General features: G+C 73.0%; 15 protein-coding genes. 6 read left to right on the plus strand and 9 right to left on the minus strand.

The features are described 5' to 3' along the window. Nucleotides 1–8 precede the first annotated feature (8 nt). Nucleotides 9–551, minus strand: coding sequence for a PadR family transcriptional regulator (locus JWP64_RS29260; protein WP_297503373.1), 543 nt, complete (start codon nt 549–551; stop codon nt 9–11). A 93-nt stretch (nt 552–644) separates the two neighbouring features. On the opposite strand from JWP64_RS29260, the gene JWP64_RS29265 reads away from it, so the two are divergent. Both JWP64_RS29265 and JWP64_RS29270 read left to right on the plus strand, forming a co-directional pair. Next, a complete protein-coding gene (locus JWP64_RS29265; RefSeq protein ID WP_297503375.1) occupies nt 645–2,012 on the plus strand; it encodes a carotenoid oxygenase family protein in 1,368 nt (455 codons plus the stop codon). Then, the gene (locus JWP64_RS29270; RefSeq protein WP_297503377.1) at nt 2,009–2,650 is read left to right on the plus strand and encodes a VC0807 family protein; all 642 of its coding nucleotides are present in this window, start codon (nt 2,009–2,011) and stop codon (nt 2,648–2,650) included. The genes JWP64_RS29265 and JWP64_RS29270 overlap by 4 nt, the downstream gene beginning before the upstream one ends. Here the strand turns inward: JWP64_RS29270 and JWP64_RS29275 are convergent. Beyond that, nucleotides 2,637–3,272 carry a hypothetical protein gene (locus JWP64_RS29275; RefSeq protein WP_297503379.1) on the minus strand — a complete coding sequence of 212 codons (636 nt, stop codon included), beginning with the start codon at nt 3,270–3,272 and terminating at the stop codon, nt 2,637–2,639. The two genes, JWP64_RS29270 and JWP64_RS29275, sit on opposite strands and share 14 nt — an antisense overlap. 172 nt (nt 3,273–3,444) lie before the next feature. Here JWP64_RS29275 and JWP64_RS29280 point away from each other — a divergent pair, with 172 nt between their 5' ends. After that, nucleotides 3,445–4,305 carry a tetrahydrofolate dehydrogenase/cyclohydrolase catalytic domain-containing protein gene (locus JWP64_RS29280; protein ID WP_297503382.1) on the plus strand — a complete coding sequence of 287 codons (861 nt, stop codon included), beginning with the start codon at nt 3,445–3,447 and terminating at the stop codon, nt 4,303–4,305. Between the two features lie 64 nt (nt 4,306–4,369). Here JWP64_RS29280 and JWP64_RS29285 read toward each other — a convergent pair whose 3' ends face one another. The 3 genes from JWP64_RS29285 to fdhA form a co-directional block, all read right to left on the minus strand. Then, nucleotides 4,370–5,275, minus strand: coding sequence for an alpha/beta hydrolase (locus tag JWP64_RS29285; protein ID WP_297503385.1), 906 nt, complete (start codon nt 5,273–5,275; stop codon nt 4,370–4,372). A gap of 31 nt (nt 5,276–5,306) precedes the next feature. Further along, nucleotides 5,307–6,308, minus strand: a complete 1,002-nt coding sequence (locus tag JWP64_RS29290; protein ID WP_297503387.1) for a helix-turn-helix domain-containing protein — start codon at nt 6,306–6,308, stop codon at nt 5,307–5,309. A 90-nt stretch (nt 6,309–6,398) separates the two neighbouring features. After that, nucleotides 6,399–7,613 carry a formaldehyde dehydrogenase, glutathione-independent gene (fdhA, locus tag JWP64_RS29295; RefSeq protein WP_297503389.1) on the minus strand — a complete coding sequence of 405 codons (1,215 nt, stop codon included), beginning with the start codon at nt 7,611–7,613 and terminating at the stop codon, nt 6,399–6,401. Nucleotides 7,614–7,724: 111 nt separating this feature from the next. Here fdhA and JWP64_RS29300 point away from each other — a divergent pair, with 111 nt between their 5' ends. After that, nucleotides 7,725–9,599: an ABC transporter ATP-binding protein gene (locus JWP64_RS29300; protein ID WP_297503391.1), complete on the plus strand. Its 1,875-nt coding sequence runs from the start codon at nt 7,725–7,727 to the stop codon at nt 9,597–9,599. 367 nt (nt 9,600–9,966) lie between these two features. On the opposite strand, the gene JWP64_RS29305 is transcribed toward JWP64_RS29300, so the two are convergent. The 3 genes from JWP64_RS29305 to JWP64_RS29315 are packed head-to-tail and all read right to left on the minus strand — an operon-like array spanning nt 9,967 to nt 12,845. Beyond that, on the minus strand, nt 9,967–10,446 hold the full coding sequence (locus JWP64_RS29305) for a bifunctional nuclease family protein (protein WP_297503393.1): 480 nt from the start codon (nt 10,444–10,446) through the stop codon (nt 9,967–9,969). 59 nt (nt 10,447–10,505) lie between these two features. Continuing rightward, entirely contained in the window at nt 10,506–11,246 is a 741-nt protein-coding gene (locus JWP64_RS29310) for an SDR family oxidoreductase (protein ID WP_297503395.1), read from the minus strand. Further along, nucleotides 11,247–12,845, minus strand: a complete 1,599-nt coding sequence (locus tag JWP64_RS29315) for a helix-turn-helix domain-containing protein (protein WP_297503396.1) — start codon at nt 12,843–12,845, stop codon at nt 11,247–11,249. Between the two features lie 126 nt (nt 12,846–12,971). Here JWP64_RS29315 and JWP64_RS29320 point away from each other — a divergent pair, with 126 nt between their 5' ends. Then, nucleotides 12,972–14,063 (plus strand): LLM class flavin-dependent oxidoreductase, encoded by a 1,092-nt coding sequence (locus JWP64_RS29320; protein WP_297503398.1) that lies wholly within the window; start codon nt 12,972–12,974, stop codon nt 14,061–14,063. 100 nt (nt 14,064–14,163) lie between these two features. After that, nucleotides 14,164–14,775, plus strand: a complete 612-nt coding sequence (locus tag JWP64_RS29325; protein ID WP_297503400.1) for a TetR/AcrR family transcriptional regulator — start codon at nt 14,164–14,166, stop codon at nt 14,773–14,775. A gap of 72 nt (nt 14,776–14,847) precedes the next feature. On the opposite strand, the gene JWP64_RS29330 is transcribed toward JWP64_RS29325, so the two are convergent. Next, nucleotides 14,848–15,648 carry an alpha/beta hydrolase gene (locus JWP64_RS29330; protein ID WP_297503402.1) on the minus strand — a complete coding sequence of 267 codons (801 nt, stop codon included), beginning with the start codon at nt 15,646–15,648 and terminating at the stop codon, nt 14,848–14,850. Between the last annotated feature and the right edge of the window lie 15 nt (nt 15,649–15,663).

The following is a 15,663-nucleotide window of genomic DNA, read 5'->3' on the forward strand; positions in this document are numbered from 1 at the left end:
AACGTGGGTCAGGTCTGGGCGCGTGCCAGTTCCTTCTCCAGGCGCTCGATCGCCCAGACCGCCCAGCTGTGCACGGCGTCGTACTGCCGCACGCCGAACTCCGCGGCGAGCAGGCCGAACCCCTCCGGGCTGGTGAACGGCACGTCGTCGTTCTCCACCCGGATCCGGCGCAGCTCGTCCGCGCCCTCCCGGGTGCGCTCGGCGATCCCGCGCAGCAGGATCAGCGCGTCCTTCGGGTCCAGGGCGGAGATCAGGAACATCCGCAGCACCTGCTCGTTGCGGACCCGGCCCGCCCGCGGCGGCGCGAACAGCCATTCCCGCAGCTCGGCGCGGCCCTCGGGGGTGACGGCGTAGGTCCGGCTACCGCGCGCGCCCTCGTGCGTGACCTCGACGAGCCCGCGCTCCGCCAGCCGGTTCAGCTCCGGGTAGATGCTCGTGTGCCCGGCCTGCCAGGCGTAGCGGCCCAGGTCGCCCTCGAACGACTTCGTCAGCTCGTACCCGCTCGAGGGCCGGACGGCCAGCAGACCGAGCAACGCATGCGTCAGCGACATGCGGCGAGCTTATCTTCCATTGCTGACATGTCACCATTGACATGTCGCGGGATACGGGTGCAGAGTCGTCGGCACACCGAGGAGGACGCGACGATGACCACCAGCACCTCACCGCTCTACCTGACCGGGCACCTCGCCCCCGTCCCGGACGAGATCGAGGCCCGGGACCTGCCCGTCACCGGCATCCTGCCCCCCGAGCTGACCGGCCGGTACTTCCGCAACGGCCCCAATCCGCTCCCCGGCCAGGACCCCGGCCACTGGTTCATGGGCGCCGGGATGCTGCACGGCATCCGGCTCCGGGACGGCCGGGCCGAGTGGTACCGCAACCGCTGGACGCGGACGAGGGCCCTGGAGGGGCATCCCTTCCTCCGGCCGGACGGCACGTTCGACCGGACGGCCGTCGTCGCCAACACCCACGTCGTCGAGCACGGCGGGAAGATCATGGCGCTGGTCGAGAACGGTTTCCCGTACGTCGTGACGCCGGAGCTCGAGACGGTCGGTCCGGACGACTTCGCGGGCCGCCTCACCACCGCGATGACCGCCCACCCCAAGACCGACCCGGCCACCGGTGACCTGCACTTCTTCGGCTACGGCTTCGCCCCGCCGTTCCTCACCTACCACCGGCTCGACGCCGCCGGGACGCTCGTCGAGAGCGCCGCGATCGAGGTCCCCGGGCCGACGATGATGCACGACTTCGCGATCACTGCGCACCACGCGGTGTTCATGGACCTGCCGATGACGTTCCGGTTCCGGCAGGGCATGCCCTACGCCTGGGACGAGTCCTACGGCGCCCGCCTCGGCGTCATGCCGCTGGACCGGCCGGGCGAGGTCCGCTGGTTCGCGATCGACCCCTGCTACGTCTTCCACGTCGGCAACGCCCACGAGGACGCGGCCGGCCGGGTCGTCCTGGACGCCGCGCGGTACGCCCCCGCGGACGTCGCCGTCATGTGGGACGCCCTCGGCCCCAACCCGGCAGGTCACGCCTCCGCCGCCGCGTCGACCGGCCTCGCCCGGCTGCACCGCTGGACCCTGGACCCGGCCACCGGCGCCGTGACCGAGAGCGCGCTGGCCGAGCGCGGGCTCGAGTTCCCCACCCTCGACGACGAGCGGGTGGGCCGCCCGAGCCGCTATCTGTACGCGGTCGCGGACCCCGGACACGCGGGCGGCGAGAGCGCGATCCTGCGCTACGACGCCGAGCAGGGCAGCACGTCCGCGCACTCGCTGGGCGCGGACGTCATGGCCGGCGAGGCGGTGTTCGTGCCGGTCGCCGGCGTCGACCGCGCCGAGGACGAGGGCTGGCTGCTCTCGATCACGACGACCCGGGACGGGAAGGCGTCCGAGCTGCTCGTGCTCGACGCCTCGGACGTCTCGGCCGAGCCGGTCGCGACCGTCACGCTCCCGCGCGGCGTGCCCGCGGGCTTCCACGGATCCTGGATCGCGGACGCGCGGGAGGAGTCGTGATCGCCGTGACCGACGAGGAGATCCGGTCGCGGCCCGCCGGGGCGGGGCCGCTGGGTATCGTCCGCGGGCTGGCGTGGGACGTCGGGCTGCCCGTCGCCGTGTACTACGCGCTGCACCTGCTGGGCGCGTCGGACTGGGTGGCCCTGCTGGCCGCCACCGGGGTCGCCGGGTTGCGACTGGTCTGGACGGCGCTGCGGGACCGCGCGCTGAACGCGTTCGCCCTGGTGATGCTGATCGTCTACGGCATCGGGTTGGTCCTGGCGTTCGCCACGGGAGATCCCCGCCTGCTGCTGCTCCGCAGCTCGATCACGACCGCGGCGGTCGGGGTCGCGTTCCTGGTCAGCGCCGCGCTCGGCCGGCGGCCGCTGACCCTCGCGGCCCAGCAGAGCTTCTCCCCGGGGTCCGCGGCGGAGCTCGCCGAGGGGTACCGGACGCAGCCGCTGACCCGGCACGGCCACCGGGTGAGCTCGACGGTCTGGGGCGCGGGCCTGGTCGCCGAGTCCGTGCTCCGGATCCCGATCGTGTTCCTACTGCCCGTCGACGTCGCGGTGGGGCTGTCCGAGGGTCTGCTCGTCGCGACGTTCGCGCTGCTGATCCTCTGGAACGGCCGGTACGTCCGGCGGCTCACGCGGTCCTGACGGGCTCCGGCTCGCGGACCACGAACAGCGGCAGGAAGAGCTGGGTGAGCGGGCCGATCGCCAGGGCGTAGAGCACGGTGCCGACGCCGACGGTCCCGCCCAGCAGCCAGCCCGTCCCGAGCACGACGATCTCGATCGCCGTCCGCACCAGCCGGATCGACCGGCCGGTGCGGGCGGCGAAACCCGTCATGAGCCCGTCGCGGGGGCCCGGGCCGAGCCGGGCGCCGACGTACGCGGCGGACGCGACGCCGTTGAGCACGATCCCGCCGGCCATCATCGCGAGCCGCGGGACCAGGCCGGTCGGCGCGGGGAGCAGGGCCAGCGCGGCGTCGACGGCGAACGCGATCACCACGACGTTGGCGAGCGTCCCGATCCCCGGGCGCTGCCGTAGCGGGATCCACAGCAGGAGCACGGCGACACCGGTCACCGCGGTGATCGCACCGAAGCTGATCGGGAGCCTCGTCGCGAGCCCCTGGTGCAGGACGTCCCACGGGTTGAGGCCGAGGCCGCCGCGGATCTGCATCGCCATCGACGTCCCGTAGAGCGCGAGGCCCGCGAACAGCTGAGGCAGGCGGCGGAGCGGGGCATGGGTGACGGGCAGGGGGCGGAGGTCGGGGGCCATACCGTCGATCGTCCGCCCGATCGGGGCGGATACCGATGGCCAATCGGAGGGACGTGGCATCCTTGGGGGCGAGCGCGACTGGCGGCAGGACAGAGGATGGCATCGACCATCGGGGAGCCGAGAAGTCCGTGGGGGTCGACCGCCTGGGCACCCACGATCATCGGGAGTCCGCATGACCGCACGTCTGTTGCCCGGTAAGCCCGTCGCCGAGAGGGTCCTGGCGGACGTCACCGCCCGCGCCTCGGCGTTGCGCGAGCGCGGGATCACCCCCAGCCTGGCCACGATCCTCGTCGGCGACGACGACGCCAGCGCCGGCTACATCCGGATCAAGCAGAAGCAGGCCGCCGAGCTCGGCATCGACTCGCCGCACACCCACCTCCCCTCCGACGCCACGCAGGAGGACCTGGTCCGGGCGATCACCGGGTACAACGAGGACCCGTCCGTGCACGGCCTGCTGATCCAGTACCCCGTGCCCGGCCACCTGGACTACGACGCCGCGCTGTCCGCGATGGACCCGGACAAGGACGTCGACGGCATGCACCCGACGAACATGGGCCGCCTCGCTGTCGGCCTGCCCGGCCCGCTGCCCTGTACCCCCGCGGGGATCGAGGAGCTGCTGGCGTTCCACGAGATCCCGGTGTCCGGCCGCGAGGTCGTCATCCTGGGCCGGGGCGCGACGCTCGGCCGGCCGCTCGCGATGCTGCTCACCCAGAAGCGCCCGACCGCGAACGCCGCGGTGACGGTCGTGCACACCGGCGTCCCGGACTGGGATCGCTACACGAGGCGCGCGGACATCCTCATCGCCGCCGCCGGCGTCCCGGGGATCATCCAGCCGGAGCACGTGAAGCCGGGCGCGACGGTCGTCGGGGGCGGGGTGCGGTACTCCGGCAAGAAGCTGCTCCCGGACGTCGACGAGTCCTGCGCGGAGGTCGCGGGCGCGATCACGCCGCGGGTCGGCGGCGTGGGGCCGACCACGGTCGCCATGCTCTTCCGCAACGTGATCGCGGCAGCGGAGAAGGCGTCGGGCGTCTGACGATCTTCACGAACGGCACTTTCGCTCACCAGGTATGAGCGAGAGTGCCGTTCGTGCATCCCGATCAGGTGCCCAGGTGCCGCACGAAGAAGTCCCGCGCCGGCGGGCTCGCGTTGTCGAAGCCGTCGACGTAGGCGTCGAAGTGGCCGCCCGGCATGATCACCAGCTCCTTCGGCTCCCGGGCGTGCTCGTAGGCGTCGATGGCCAGATGGGCCGGGGTGAGGTGGTCGCCCGCCGCGACGAGCATCAGCAGCGGCGTCGGGCTGATCCGGCCGATGTGGGCGACCGGCTCGTACTCCCCGAGCATCTCGACGGTCCGCAGCGTGACCTCGTTGCGCCAGGACGGGGCGCGGAGCTTCCCGGTCTCGATGAACCAGGTGTACGAGTCCGGGGTCGGCAGCGCGGACGGGGCGTTGGGGTCCTCGTCGACGACCGGCACCATCGCGGGCGGGCCCCCGGCGTAGCGGGCCGCACGGTCGGCGTCGAACATCTCGCGGAAGCCGGCCCGGAAGTCCGCGCGGACCAGCTCCCCGATGTTGGCCGAGCCGCTGACCAGCGGGACCTGCGACACGACGGCCTTGACGCGGCGGTCGATCGCGCCCACGACGAGCACGTGGCCGCCGGAGTAGCTCGAACCCCAGATGCCGATCCGGGTGGCGTCGACCTCGTCCAGCGTGGTCGCGTAGGTGATCGCGTGGCGGTAGTCCCGGACCTGCGCGACCGGGTCGATCTCCTGGCGCGGCTCGCCGTCGCTGGCGCCGAAGTTGCGGTTGTCGAAGACCAGCGCGTTCAGCCCGGCCGCCGCGAAGACCTCGGCGAACGAGTCCAGGTACATCTCCTTCACGGCCGAGAACCCGTGCGCCATGACGACCGTCGGGGCGCGGCCGCTCGCCCCTTCCGCCCGGTAGAACCAGCCCCGCAGGGTCGTGCCCTCCGCGTCGAACTCGATGTCCCGTCGTGTCCCGGTCATCCCGGCCTCCTCAGGTCGCGTGACCCGAGTCTCAGCCGGTGGTCGCCTCGGCGGCTTGAACGGCCGCGCCACCTTCCGGCCGGTTCGCGCCAGACCCCGGGGCACCGGCCCGGTAGTCGCTGGGCGAGCAGCCGTAGACGGCCCTGAACGCCCGGCTGAAGTGGCTGCCGTCGGCGAAGCCCCAGCGGTGGGCGATCGACGTGATCGGGGCGGCCCGGTCGACCAGCTCCTCCCGGGCCCGCGCGAGCCGGCGGACGCGGACGACCTCCCCGACGGTGTGCCCGGTCGCACTGAACGTGCGGTTGACGGTCCGGACGGACACCCCGTGGGCGCGCGCCACCGCAGCCGGGGTGATGTCGTGGCCGAGCAGGTGACGGTCGATCCACCGCTCCATCGACGCCCGGAGCGCCGGGGCGGCCGGCCGGCCCTCCACCACGCCCGAGTCCGCCCGCGCCGCCCCGACCAGCAGTTCCAGGGTCGCGTTCCGGGCCGCGGCGACCGCGGACGGGCCGAGCGTGGGCAGCGCCTCCCGCAGCGTGTCGAGGTAGCCGCGCAGGAGCCGGACGGCGGGGGCACCGCCGTCGAGCACGGTCCCGGTGCCCAGCCACGCCCGCCCGCCCACCTCCTCGAGCGCCGCGCGCGGCACGAGCAGGCTCCGCTTGGCGAGCGGTTCGTGGACGGCGAACGACGCCGGGGTGGTGCTGTCCCAGAGCACGGCGTCGCCCGGTCGTAGATCCAGCCGGGCGCCGCCCTGCTCGACGCTCTCCCGCCCCTCCAGCGTCATGAGCACGACGACGAACTCGCCGTCCGTCGCGGCGATCTCGCCGCGCCGGCGCACCCCGGAACACGGCCCGCACTCGCAGTCGACGAGGGCCAGGTCGTCGATCCACCACCGGCGGGCCCGGGCCGCGAAGGGACGGTCCGGATCCCGCGGCAGGCGTGCCTGCCAGGGCAGATGGGTCGCCGAGAGCAGCGACGCCCAGCCGTCGGGCCCCTCGGCGGGACCCGACGTCCAGTACTCGGAAGCCGTCACGGCACACCCCTGTCGTCCGACACCGGCGGCGAACAGGCTCGACGGTAGCGACGGACCGGGCGTTCCGCGACGGTCCCCGGGAGGTCCGGGTCAGGCGGCGGACCCGGTGGCCCCGTGCGGGTCGATCACGTACTTGCGCGCCGCGCCCCGGTCGAACTCCTGGTATCCGCGGGGTGCGTCGTCGAGGCTGATCACGGTGGCGTTCACCGCGTCCGCGATGTGCGCCTTGTCGTGCAGGATCGCCATCATCAGGTTGCGGTTGTAGCGCAGCACGGGGCACTGGCCGGTGGTGAAGCTGTGGCTCTTGGCCCAGCCCAGGCCGAGCCGGACCTTGAGGGTGCCCTCCTGGGCGTCCGGGTCGCCGGCCCCCGGGTCCCCGGTCACGTAGAGGCCCGGGATACCGAGCTTCCCGGCCGCGCGGGTGACCGTCATGATGTCGTTGAGCACCGTCGCGGGCGCCTCACCCCCGCCGTGCCCGCTCGCCTCGAACCCGACGGCGTCGACCGCGCAGTCGACCTCGGGCGCGCCGAGGACCTGCTCGACCTGCTCCACTAGCGTGGCGTCCTGGGAGATGTCGACGGTCTCGCAGCCGAACGAGCGGGCCTGCTCCAGACGCTCCTTGTTGAGGTCGCCGACGACCACGACGGCCGCGCCGAGCAGGTACGCGGAGTACGCGGCGGCGAGGCCGACGGGACCCGCGCCCGCGACGTAGACGGTGGAACCGGTCGTGACGCCCGCCGTCACCGCGCCGTGGTAGCCGGTCGGGAAGATGTCCGACAGCATCGTCAGGTCGAGGATCTTCTCCATCGCCTTCTCGCGGTCGGGGATCTTGATCAGGTTGAAGTCGGCGAAGGGCACCATCACGAAGTCGGCCTGGCCGCCCTCCCAGCCGCCCATGTCGACGTAGCCGTACGCCGAGCCGGCGCGGGCGGGGTTCACGTTGAGGCAGACGCCGGTGTTCTGCTCGCGGCAGTTGCGACAGCGCCCGCAGGCGATGTTGAACGGGACCGTGACGATGTCCCCGATGTCGAGGAACTGGACGTCGGCGCCCTTCTCGATGATCTCGCCGGTGATCTCGTGGCCGAGGGTCTGCCCGGGCGGGGCGGTGGTCCGGCCGCGGACCATGTGTTGGTCCGAGCCGCAGATGTTGGTGGTGACGTTCCGCAGGATCACCCCGTGCGGCGCCTCGCGGCTCATCCCCGTGGCCCGCGCGACGTCCTCGGGCACCTCCAGCTTCGGCATGTCGTGGTCCTCGACGGTGACCACGCCCGGCTCCTTGTACACGACGATCCTGTTTCCACCCATGACCCCTGCCTACTCCGGCGTGGCGCCGGTCACAACCGCTGGATGACGTCCGCGGGAGCGGATCTTCACGGCCTTGACCTGAAGTCGGCTTCAGCTCCTACCGTCCGGCCGATGGACATGAACGCCTGGAGCGCCCTGCGCACGGTCTCGCGGGAGCAGGAGGCGGCCCGAGCGCCCGTGCCGGTCACCGCGCGCAGGATCGCGTCGTTCGCGCGGCCGCACCGGCGGCGGATCGGAGGCTTCCTGCTGCTCAGCGTGATCGGGGCGGTCCTGACGGTCGCGACGCCGCTGCTCGCCGGCCGGGTCGTCGACGCGATCGACGCGCGGTCCGAGATCGACGTCGTGCTGCGGCTCGCCGGGTTGATCGCGCTGATCGCGGTGGCGGAGGCCGGGATCGGACTGCTCACGCGCCTGCTGTCGGCGACCATCGGCGAGGGCCTGATCCTGCGGCTCCGGACGGCCGTGTTCGACCACGTCCAGCGGATGCCGGTCGCGTTCTTCACCCGGACCCGCACCGGAGCGCTGGTCAGCCGGCTGAACAACGACGTCCTCGGCGCCCAGCGGGCGTTCAGCGACACCCTCTCCGGCGTCGTCGGCAACCTGGTGACGCTGGTGCTCACGCTCGTCGTCATGATCGGGATCTCGTGGCAGGTCACGCTACTCGCACTGCTCCTGCTGCCCGTGTTCGTCGTCCCCGCGCGCCGGATGGGGCGCCGGCTCGCCCGGCTGCAGCGCGAGGGCGCGGACCTGAACGCCGCCATGAGCACCACCATGACCGAACGGTTCTCCGCGCCGGGCGCCACGCTCGTCAAGCTGTTCGGGCGGCCGGACGAGGAGTCCGCGAAGTTCGCCGCCCGCGCCGGCCGGGTGCGGGACATCGGGGTGCGTTCGGCGATGGTGCAGTGGGTGTTCATCACGGCGTTGACGCTGGTCTCGGCGCTGGCGCTCGCCCTCGTCTACGGCCTCGGCGGCGTGCTGGCGATCGGCGGCGCCCTGGCGCCCGGAGCCGTCGTCTCCCTCGCGATGCTGCTGACCCGGCTCTACGCGCCGCTCACCGCGCTGGCCGGCGCCCGGGTCGAGGCGATGAGCGCGCTCGTCAGCTTCGAGCGGGTCTTCGAGGTCCTGGACCTGGAACCGATGATCCGCGACGCACCGGACGCGCGTCCCGCGCCCGAGGGCCCGACGGCGCTCCGCTTCTCTCGTGTCCGGTTCGGCTACCCCGCCGCAAACCGGGTATCGCTGGCATCACTGGAGGAGGTCGCGACGCTGGACACGCGCGGCGGCGAGAAGGTGCTGCACGACGTGTCGTTCGAGGTCCCGGCCGGGCGGATGGTCGCGCTCGTCGGCTCGTCCGGCGCCGGGAAGTCCACGATCGCCCAGCTCACCGCCCGCCTCTACGACGTCGACTCCGGCTCGGTGTCCCTCGGCGGCGTCGACGTCCGGGAGCTGCGCGCCGAGGCCATCCGCGGCGCCGTCGGTTTCGTGACGCAGGACGGGCACCTGTTCCACGACACGATCCGGGCGAACCTGCTGCTCGCCCGACCCGGCGCGACCGACGACGAGCTGTGGGGCGCCCTGCGCCGCGCCCGGCTCGGCACGCTGGTCGGCGGCCTGCCGGACGGTCTCGAGACCGTCGTCGGCGAGCGCGGCTACCGGCTCTCCGGCGGGGAGCGGCAGCGGCTGACGATCGCGCGGCTGCTGCTCGCCCGGCCCCGGGTCGTCGTGCTCGACGAGGCCACCGCCAGCCTGGACTCGACCTCCGAGGCCGCCGTGCAGGCCGCGCTGGGTGAGGCGCTGGAGGGCCGCACCGCGCTCGTCATCGCGCACCGGCTCTCGACGGTCCGGAACGCCGACGAGATCCTCGTCCTGGAGGCGGGAACGATCGTCGAACGCGGCAGCCACGAGACCCTGCTGGCCCGTGACGGCCGCTACGCGGAGCTGTACCGCACCCAGTTCGCCGACCCGGCGACCGACACGGCCGCCTGACCACCCGTTCACGCACACGTCGCCGTGCTCACGCACAGGTTCGAACCTGTGCGTGGGCACGTCATCCTGTGCGTGACCGGTCCCCGATGAGGACGCCGACCCCGTCGAGGAAGCGGGCCAGGCCGAACTCGAACAGGACGTCCAGGTCGAACAGGACGTCCGGCGCCATGAAGACCGGACGGAGTTCGGGACCGCCCCGGACTCCATGAGCGCCCGCGTCTCCCCCTCGTGCGCCGACAGCCCTGCCGGGCCCAAGCAAGATCGCTTCGCGGGACCGGTGTGCTGATCATGACGGCGTCATCCCGGCACCGATCCGACTCCCACAGATTCGCGACGGGGCGGAGCGTCGGTTGCCGCAGAGCAGAGGTCAGCGGAAGTCGTCGGGGTCGACGTCCGCGAGGAACTCCTTGAACTCCCGCAACTGCTCCGCGGGCGGGGCGTCGCTCCCGTTCGGGAAGAGTTCCGCGGTGGGCTGGCCGACCTCGTCGAGGATCTCCTCCGCCATCCCGATCGGCAGGCTCTCCCGGATCGCGATCGCCAGCGCGTCGCTCGGCCTGACCGGCACCCGGACCCCGCCGGAGATCACCAGGTCGGCCGAGAACACGCCGTCGACCAGGGACGTGACCTCCGCGCCCTCGAGCTTCGCGCCCAGCGCCTCGACCACCGGGACCAGCACGTCCTGGCTCAGCGAGGTCTCGTCGTCCCGTGCGCCGGCGGAGATCACCTCGGCCTGGGCCGGGCGCAGGAAGACCGGGACGCAGCGTTCGCCGTCCGCCTCGCCGAGGATCAGCACCGGCTGCCGGGAACGCGCGTGGACGACGAGCCGCAGCACCCGCATCGCGCGCATGGCCCCAGTCTGGCGGCGCCCGGGCCGGTCACGGGTCTCACAGTGAGACGGAAGGAGACTCAGCCCCGCCCGATGAAGGGCATCGTCGTGGCGGTGATGGTCAGGAACTGCACGTTCGCGTCGAGCGGCAGCCCGGCCATGTACAGCACCGCGTCCGCGACGTGCCGGGCGTCGAAGGTGGGCTCCGGGCGCACGCTGCCGTCCGCCTGCCTCGCGCCGGTCGCGATCCCGGCCGTCATGTCCGTGGCGGCGTTGCCGATGTCGATCTGGCCGCAGGCGATGCCGAACGGTCGGCCGTCGAGGGACAACGACCTGGTCAGGCCGGTGATCGCATGCTTCGTCGCGGTGTAGGCGGCGCTCCCGGGCCGCGGGACGTGCGCGGAGATCGAGCCGTTGTTCACGATCCGCCCGCCCTGCGGCTCCTGCGTCCGCATCAGTGCGAACGCCTCCCGAGCGCAGAGGAAGGAGCCGGTGAGGTTCGTGCCGACCGCGGCCAGCCAGTCCTCGACCTCGACCTCGTCCGGCGTGCCGGACGGGCCGAACGTGCCGGCGTTGTTGACGAGCAGGTCGATCCGTCCCCAGTGCTCGCGGACCGCCGCGAACAGAGCGGCGACCGACGCGGGATCAGCGACGTCCGTGGGCACGACCAGCGCCGACGGCGACCCCGCGGCCGTCTTCTCCAGGGCCTCCCGGCGACGGCCGGCCAGCGCCACCTCGTACCCGGCGCCGAGCAGGGCCTCGGCGATCACCCGTCCCAGCCCGGACCCGGCCCCGGTCACCACCGCCACGCGAGCGTTCATTCAGCCAGCTTCGCAGCTCAGATCGAGGATGCCGAACGCGAGCCGGGCGGTGAGCAGCGCGTCGAAGTTCCGCACGTCCAACCCCGTCACCTCGGCGACCCGGCCCAGCCGGTACCGCACGGTGTTCTCGTGGACCCCGAGAGCCCGCGCGGCCGCCCTGACCTGGGCCGCCGCATCCAGGTAGGCCCGCAGCGTCTCGAGCAGGCCGGCCTCGCGCAGCGGACCGAGCACGTCCTCGGCGAAGCGCCTGGCCTCGTCGACCCGGCCGCTGTTCGCCACCAACCGCAACGCCCCCAGCTCCTCGACGGCGAGCACGCCGGACTCCCGGCCGAACGCGGCGGCGAGCTCGTCGACCCGGCCCGCCTCGGTCTGGGCACGGGGGTAGTCGCCGGGACCCGTGCACGTCTCCGAGACGACGACGCGGCGCACTCCCGCGCCGTCGCCGAGCCCGTGCAGCACCGCGGCCGCGACGGCCCGGGAGGCCGCCGGCACCAGCAGGATCACCGCGCCGGGGACCGCGACGGCCGGGGGTTCCGCGCCGAGCAGGCGGGACGCGGCGTGCACCACGAGCGACCGGCGGACGGCCGCGGGCAGGGGCGACGCGGGGCCCGGGACCGCGAACCGGAACAGCACGTGCGGCTCGTCGAGCGCGATCCCGCAGGCGAGGGCCCGGCGCTCGAGACGGGAGTCTTCGCCTCCGCGCAGCAGGTCCGCGAGCAGGTCGTCCCGCTCGCAGCCCGCAGCCTCGTCGTGCCGCGAGTCCGCGAGCAGCCGCAGCGACAGCACCGCGGCGCCCTGCTCGGCGAGGCAGCCGTCGAGCGGCCCGAGCCGGCCGCCCATCTCGACGACCCCGAGGTACCCGCTCAGCCTGCCCTCGGCGACGAGCGCGGCGACGAGATGCCGGTGCCCGATCCCGAGCGCGGGCCGGGCGGGTACGGTCGCGGTGGGCCGGTCCGCGTCCAGGCCGGCGAGGACCTCCCGCACCCCGGCCACGGCCCTGAGGTGCGGTGCCAGTGCGGGTGCGCGGTCCAGGCCGAGCCCAGGTGGCGCCGCCCACCCCCGGACCTCGAGGTCCGTCCCGTAGAGCACGACGGGCTTGCCCGCGAGGTCGGCCAGAAGCGTGACGACGGAGGGTGCGTCCGCCCCGCCGAGCGCGGCCCGCACGAGCCGGGAGCGCAGCGCCTCCTGGCGTTCGAGCAGGTCCAGCCCGCGGGTGAGCCGGGCGCTCGCGGCGGTCTGGGCGGCCAGGGTCCCGGCGAACCGGGCGACGCAGTCCGCGAGGACGGCGTCCGCCTCGTCGAAGATCCGTCCCCGCCGGTCGACGACCTGCAGCAGGGCGAGCACGTCCTCCCCGGCGGGCACGGGGACGACGAGGCGCGCGGAGCCCGGACGCGCCCGGAACCGGCCGTCGTCGTCGCGCAGGACGACCGTGCACCCCGCGGCGCCCAGCAATTCGGACAGGCGCTCCGCGACGGCGTTGAGGAGGTCGGGGACGGAGGTGCCGGGGACGAGCGCGGCGAGGTCGGACAGCGCCGCGACCACGGCGGCCGGGTCGGCCGGGCCGCGGGGGGACCGATCGATGGTCGCCAGCACCGACATCGGCACCCTCCTCGGTGAGACCCGTTGACCAGCGGTGACGTGCACCACTACCGTGACAGCCCTAACGGGCGTTAGGCAAGGGTCCGCAAGGAACTCACCCCCACGGAACTCGACGAGGAGAGCCGCATGGACGTCGGTGTACTGCTGGTGTTCCAGAACTGGCACGAGAACCTGAGCGACGCAGACATGTTCCGGCAGGAGGCCGAGCTCGGCGTCCAGGCCGAACAGCTGGGATTCGACTCGGTCTGGGCGGCCGAGCACCATTTCGACGACTATTCGATGTGCCCGGACAACCTGCAGCTGATGTCGTATCTGGCAGGCCGGACGAGCCGTATCAAACTGGGCACCGGCGCGGTCATCCTGCCGTGGAACGACCCGCTGCGCGTCGTCGAGAAGGTGACGATGCTGGACATCCTGTCGCAGGGCCGCGTCGTCTTCGGGATGGGCCGGGGCCTCGCGAAGATGGAGTACGAGGGCTTCGGGGTGGACATGAACACCTCGCGGCAGAAGTTCGACGAGGCCGGCGAGATGATCCTGCGCGGGCTGCGGAACGGCTACGTCGAGAACGACGGGCCGATCTACCAGCAGCCCAAGGTCACCGTGCGGCCCGGCGCGGACCCGGGGACGGACTGGGCGGACCGGCTCTACGGCGTCGCGATGTCGCCGGACTCGGTGCCCGCGGTGGCGAAGCTCGGCGCCCGGATGATGACCTTCATGCAGTACCCGGCGGAGCAGCACGCGGAGGCGATCAACCGCTACCGCGACATCTACCGCTCCGAGCACGGCAAGGAGCCGGGCCCGGTCCTCACCCAGGACTTCGTCTACTGCCACGAGGACCCGGCCGAGGCGGAGGCGACGGCGCGGGAGTACCTGAGCCGCTACTTCCTCTCTGTGATCAAGCACTACGACTTCGCCGGCGAGCACTGGCGGGACACGAAGGGCTACGAGGCCTACCAGGCGGGCGCGGACATGATCCGCGAGGCCGGCATGGAGGCCGCGGGCGCCGGCTACGCGGACACCCAGGTCTGGGGGACGCCGGAGCAGATCGTCGAGAAGTACCGGCACCGCCTGGAGGTCCTGGGCGACCACCAGCCGAACATCGCCCCGTCCTTCGCCGGGCTGCCGTTCGACAAGGTGCGGGCGAGCCTGAAGCTCTTCGGCGAGAAGGTCGTGCCCGAGCTCAAGAAGATGGGGGTGAAGACCCCGGTACCCGCCTGACCTGGCCCTGCGGGTCCCCGGGACGGTCCTTCCCGGGGGCCCGGGGTGGGCGTGGTTCGATGGCGCCCTCCCCAGTCGTCCCCGCCGGAAGGGACCGTCGATGACGGCAGCCGAGCAGCAACCCGCCGCGCCGCGGACCCGCTCCGGCGCCCGGCGCGCCGAGATCGTCGCGCTGGCCAGTCGCATGTTCCGCGAGCGCGGCTACCACGCCGTCGGCATGCGGGCGATCGCCGAGGCCGCGGACATGCAGGCCGCGTCGCTCTACCACCACTTCCGCAACAAGGAGGAGCTCCTCCTCGAGGCGATCTTCGTCGTCGACCGGGACCTGGTGGTGGACCAGCTCCCGATCCTCGACGGCGAGGGGGACCACCGCGAGCGGCTGGCGCGGCTGGTCCGCGGGCACGTGCTGCACGTCGGCGCCAACCGGGACGCCTGGTGGGTCGCCGGTCGGGAGCTCCGCGCGCTCTCCCCGGAGAAGCTCGACGCCGTGCAGGTCTACCGGCGCCGCTACCAACACGCGATCGCGAACTTCCTCGCGGCGGGCGTCGCGGCCGGGGAGTTCGCCTGCCCGGACCCGCGACTGACCGCGCTCGCCGTGCTCGACATGCTCAACGGGCTCAACGGGTGGTTCACCCCCGGCGGCCGGCTGGGGATCTCCGAGCTCGCGGACCGGTACGCGGAGCTGGCGGTCCGGCTCGTCACGGCCTACTAGACGCCTTCGGCGCTCGTGCGCGGAAATCGTCGCCCTGGCAACGATTTCCGCCCACAGGCGTGTCAGCGCACCTCAGCGCACGAAGGCGAGGAGCTCGGAGAGGTAGGTCTCGGCGTCCTCGACGAACGGAGCGTGGCCCACGCCGGGGAACTCGACGAGCCGGGCGTCGTGGAACAGCGGGATCGCGGCCTTCGCACCGTCGAAGGCCACGAACGCGTCCTCGGTGCCGTGCAGCGAGAGGACCGGGCAGCGGATCGTGCCGATCAGGTCCCGCTGGTCCAGGGCGATCAGCGAGCGCATGGTCTCCGTGGAGCGAGTCCCGGTCTGCATGAACTGCAGCCAGAACCCCTCGACGACGTCGTCCCCGACCGGCTTGGCGCACACCGCGCCGGCGATACCGCGGAACGTCGTCGGGCGGTCCGCCTCCAGGCCGGCGAGGATGCCCTCGACGTCCGCCGCGGTGCCGCCGTAGGGCCACCCCTCCGTCTGGGTGTACCGCGGGGTGGCGCCGCCGGTGAGGACCAGGCCGCGGATGTCGTCGCCCAGCTCCGCGGCGGCCGCCGCTACGATCGCGCCGCCGAGGGACCAGCCGTCGAGCACGGGCTCGCGGAGGCCGAGGTGCCGGACGAGCGCGACGACGTCCGAGGCGATGGCCTCGATCGAGACGTCGTCGAAGTCCTTGTCCGAGCGGCCGCACGCGCGGTGGTCGATCAGCGCGACCTCGTGACCGGCCTTGAGCAGCGCGGTGAGCGTGGTATCCCAGCACTGGGTGGTCGCGCCCCAGCCGTGGACCAGCACGACCGGCCGCCCGCCACCGCCCCGGTGGTGCTCGTAATAGACCTGCTTGCCGTTCTCCACGTCGAGAAAAGCCATCGGTTCTCCTGTGTC

Source organism: Pseudonocardia sp. (assembly GCF_025465255.1).
Classification (GTDB): Bacteria; Actinomycetota; Actinomycetes; order Mycobacteriales; family Pseudonocardiaceae; genus Pseudonocardia.

Bases quoted from the DNA above. Each gene is read 5' to 3' on its own strand.
- fdhA (WP_297503389.1), bottom strand. From the start codon at position 7,613: ATGGGTGGAAACAGGATCGTCGTGTACAAGGAGCCGGGCGTGGTCACC.
- JWP64_RS29330 (WP_297503402.1), bottom strand. From the start codon at position 15,648: ATGGCTTTTCTCGACGTGGAGAACGGCAAGCAGGTCTATTACGAGCAC.
- JWP64_RS29315 (WP_297503396.1), bottom strand. From the start codon at position 12,845: ATGTCGGTGCTGGCGACCATCGATCGGTCCCCCCGCGGCCCGGCCGAC.
- JWP64_RS29325 (WP_297503400.1), top strand. From the start codon at position 14,164: ATGACGGCAGCCGAGCAGCAACCCGCCGCGCCGCGGACCCGCTCCGGC.
- JWP64_RS29310 (WP_297503395.1), bottom strand. From the start codon at position 11,246: ATGAACGCTCGCGTGGCGGTGGTGACCGGGGCCGGGTCCGGGCTGGGA.
- JWP64_RS29265 (WP_297503375.1), top strand. From the start codon at position 645: ATGACCACCAGCACCTCACCGCTCTACCTGACCGGGCACCTCGCCCCC.
- JWP64_RS29305 (WP_297503393.1), bottom strand. From the start codon at position 10,446: ATGCGCGCGATGCGGGTGCTGCGGCTCGTCGTCCACGCGCGTTCCCGG.
- JWP64_RS29285 (WP_297503385.1), bottom strand. From the start codon at position 5,275: ATGACCGGGACACGACGGGACATCGAGTTCGACGCGGAGGGCACGACC.
- JWP64_RS29280 (WP_297503382.1), top strand. From the start codon at position 3,445: ATGACCGCACGTCTGTTGCCCGGTAAGCCCGTCGCCGAGAGGGTCCTG.
- JWP64_RS29320 (WP_297503398.1), top strand. From the start codon at position 12,972: ATGGACGTCGGTGTACTGCTGGTGTTCCAGAACTGGCACGAGAACCTG.
- JWP64_RS29260 (WP_297503373.1), bottom strand. From the start codon at position 551: ATGTCGCTGACGCATGCGTTGCTCGGTCTGCTGGCCGTCCGGCCCTCG.
- JWP64_RS29300 (WP_297503391.1), top strand. From the start codon at position 7,725: ATGGACATGAACGCCTGGAGCGCCCTGCGCACGGTCTCGCGGGAGCAG.
- JWP64_RS29275 (WP_297503379.1), bottom strand. From the start codon at position 3,272: ATGGCCCCCGACCTCCGCCCCCTGCCCGTCACCCATGCCCCGCTCCGC.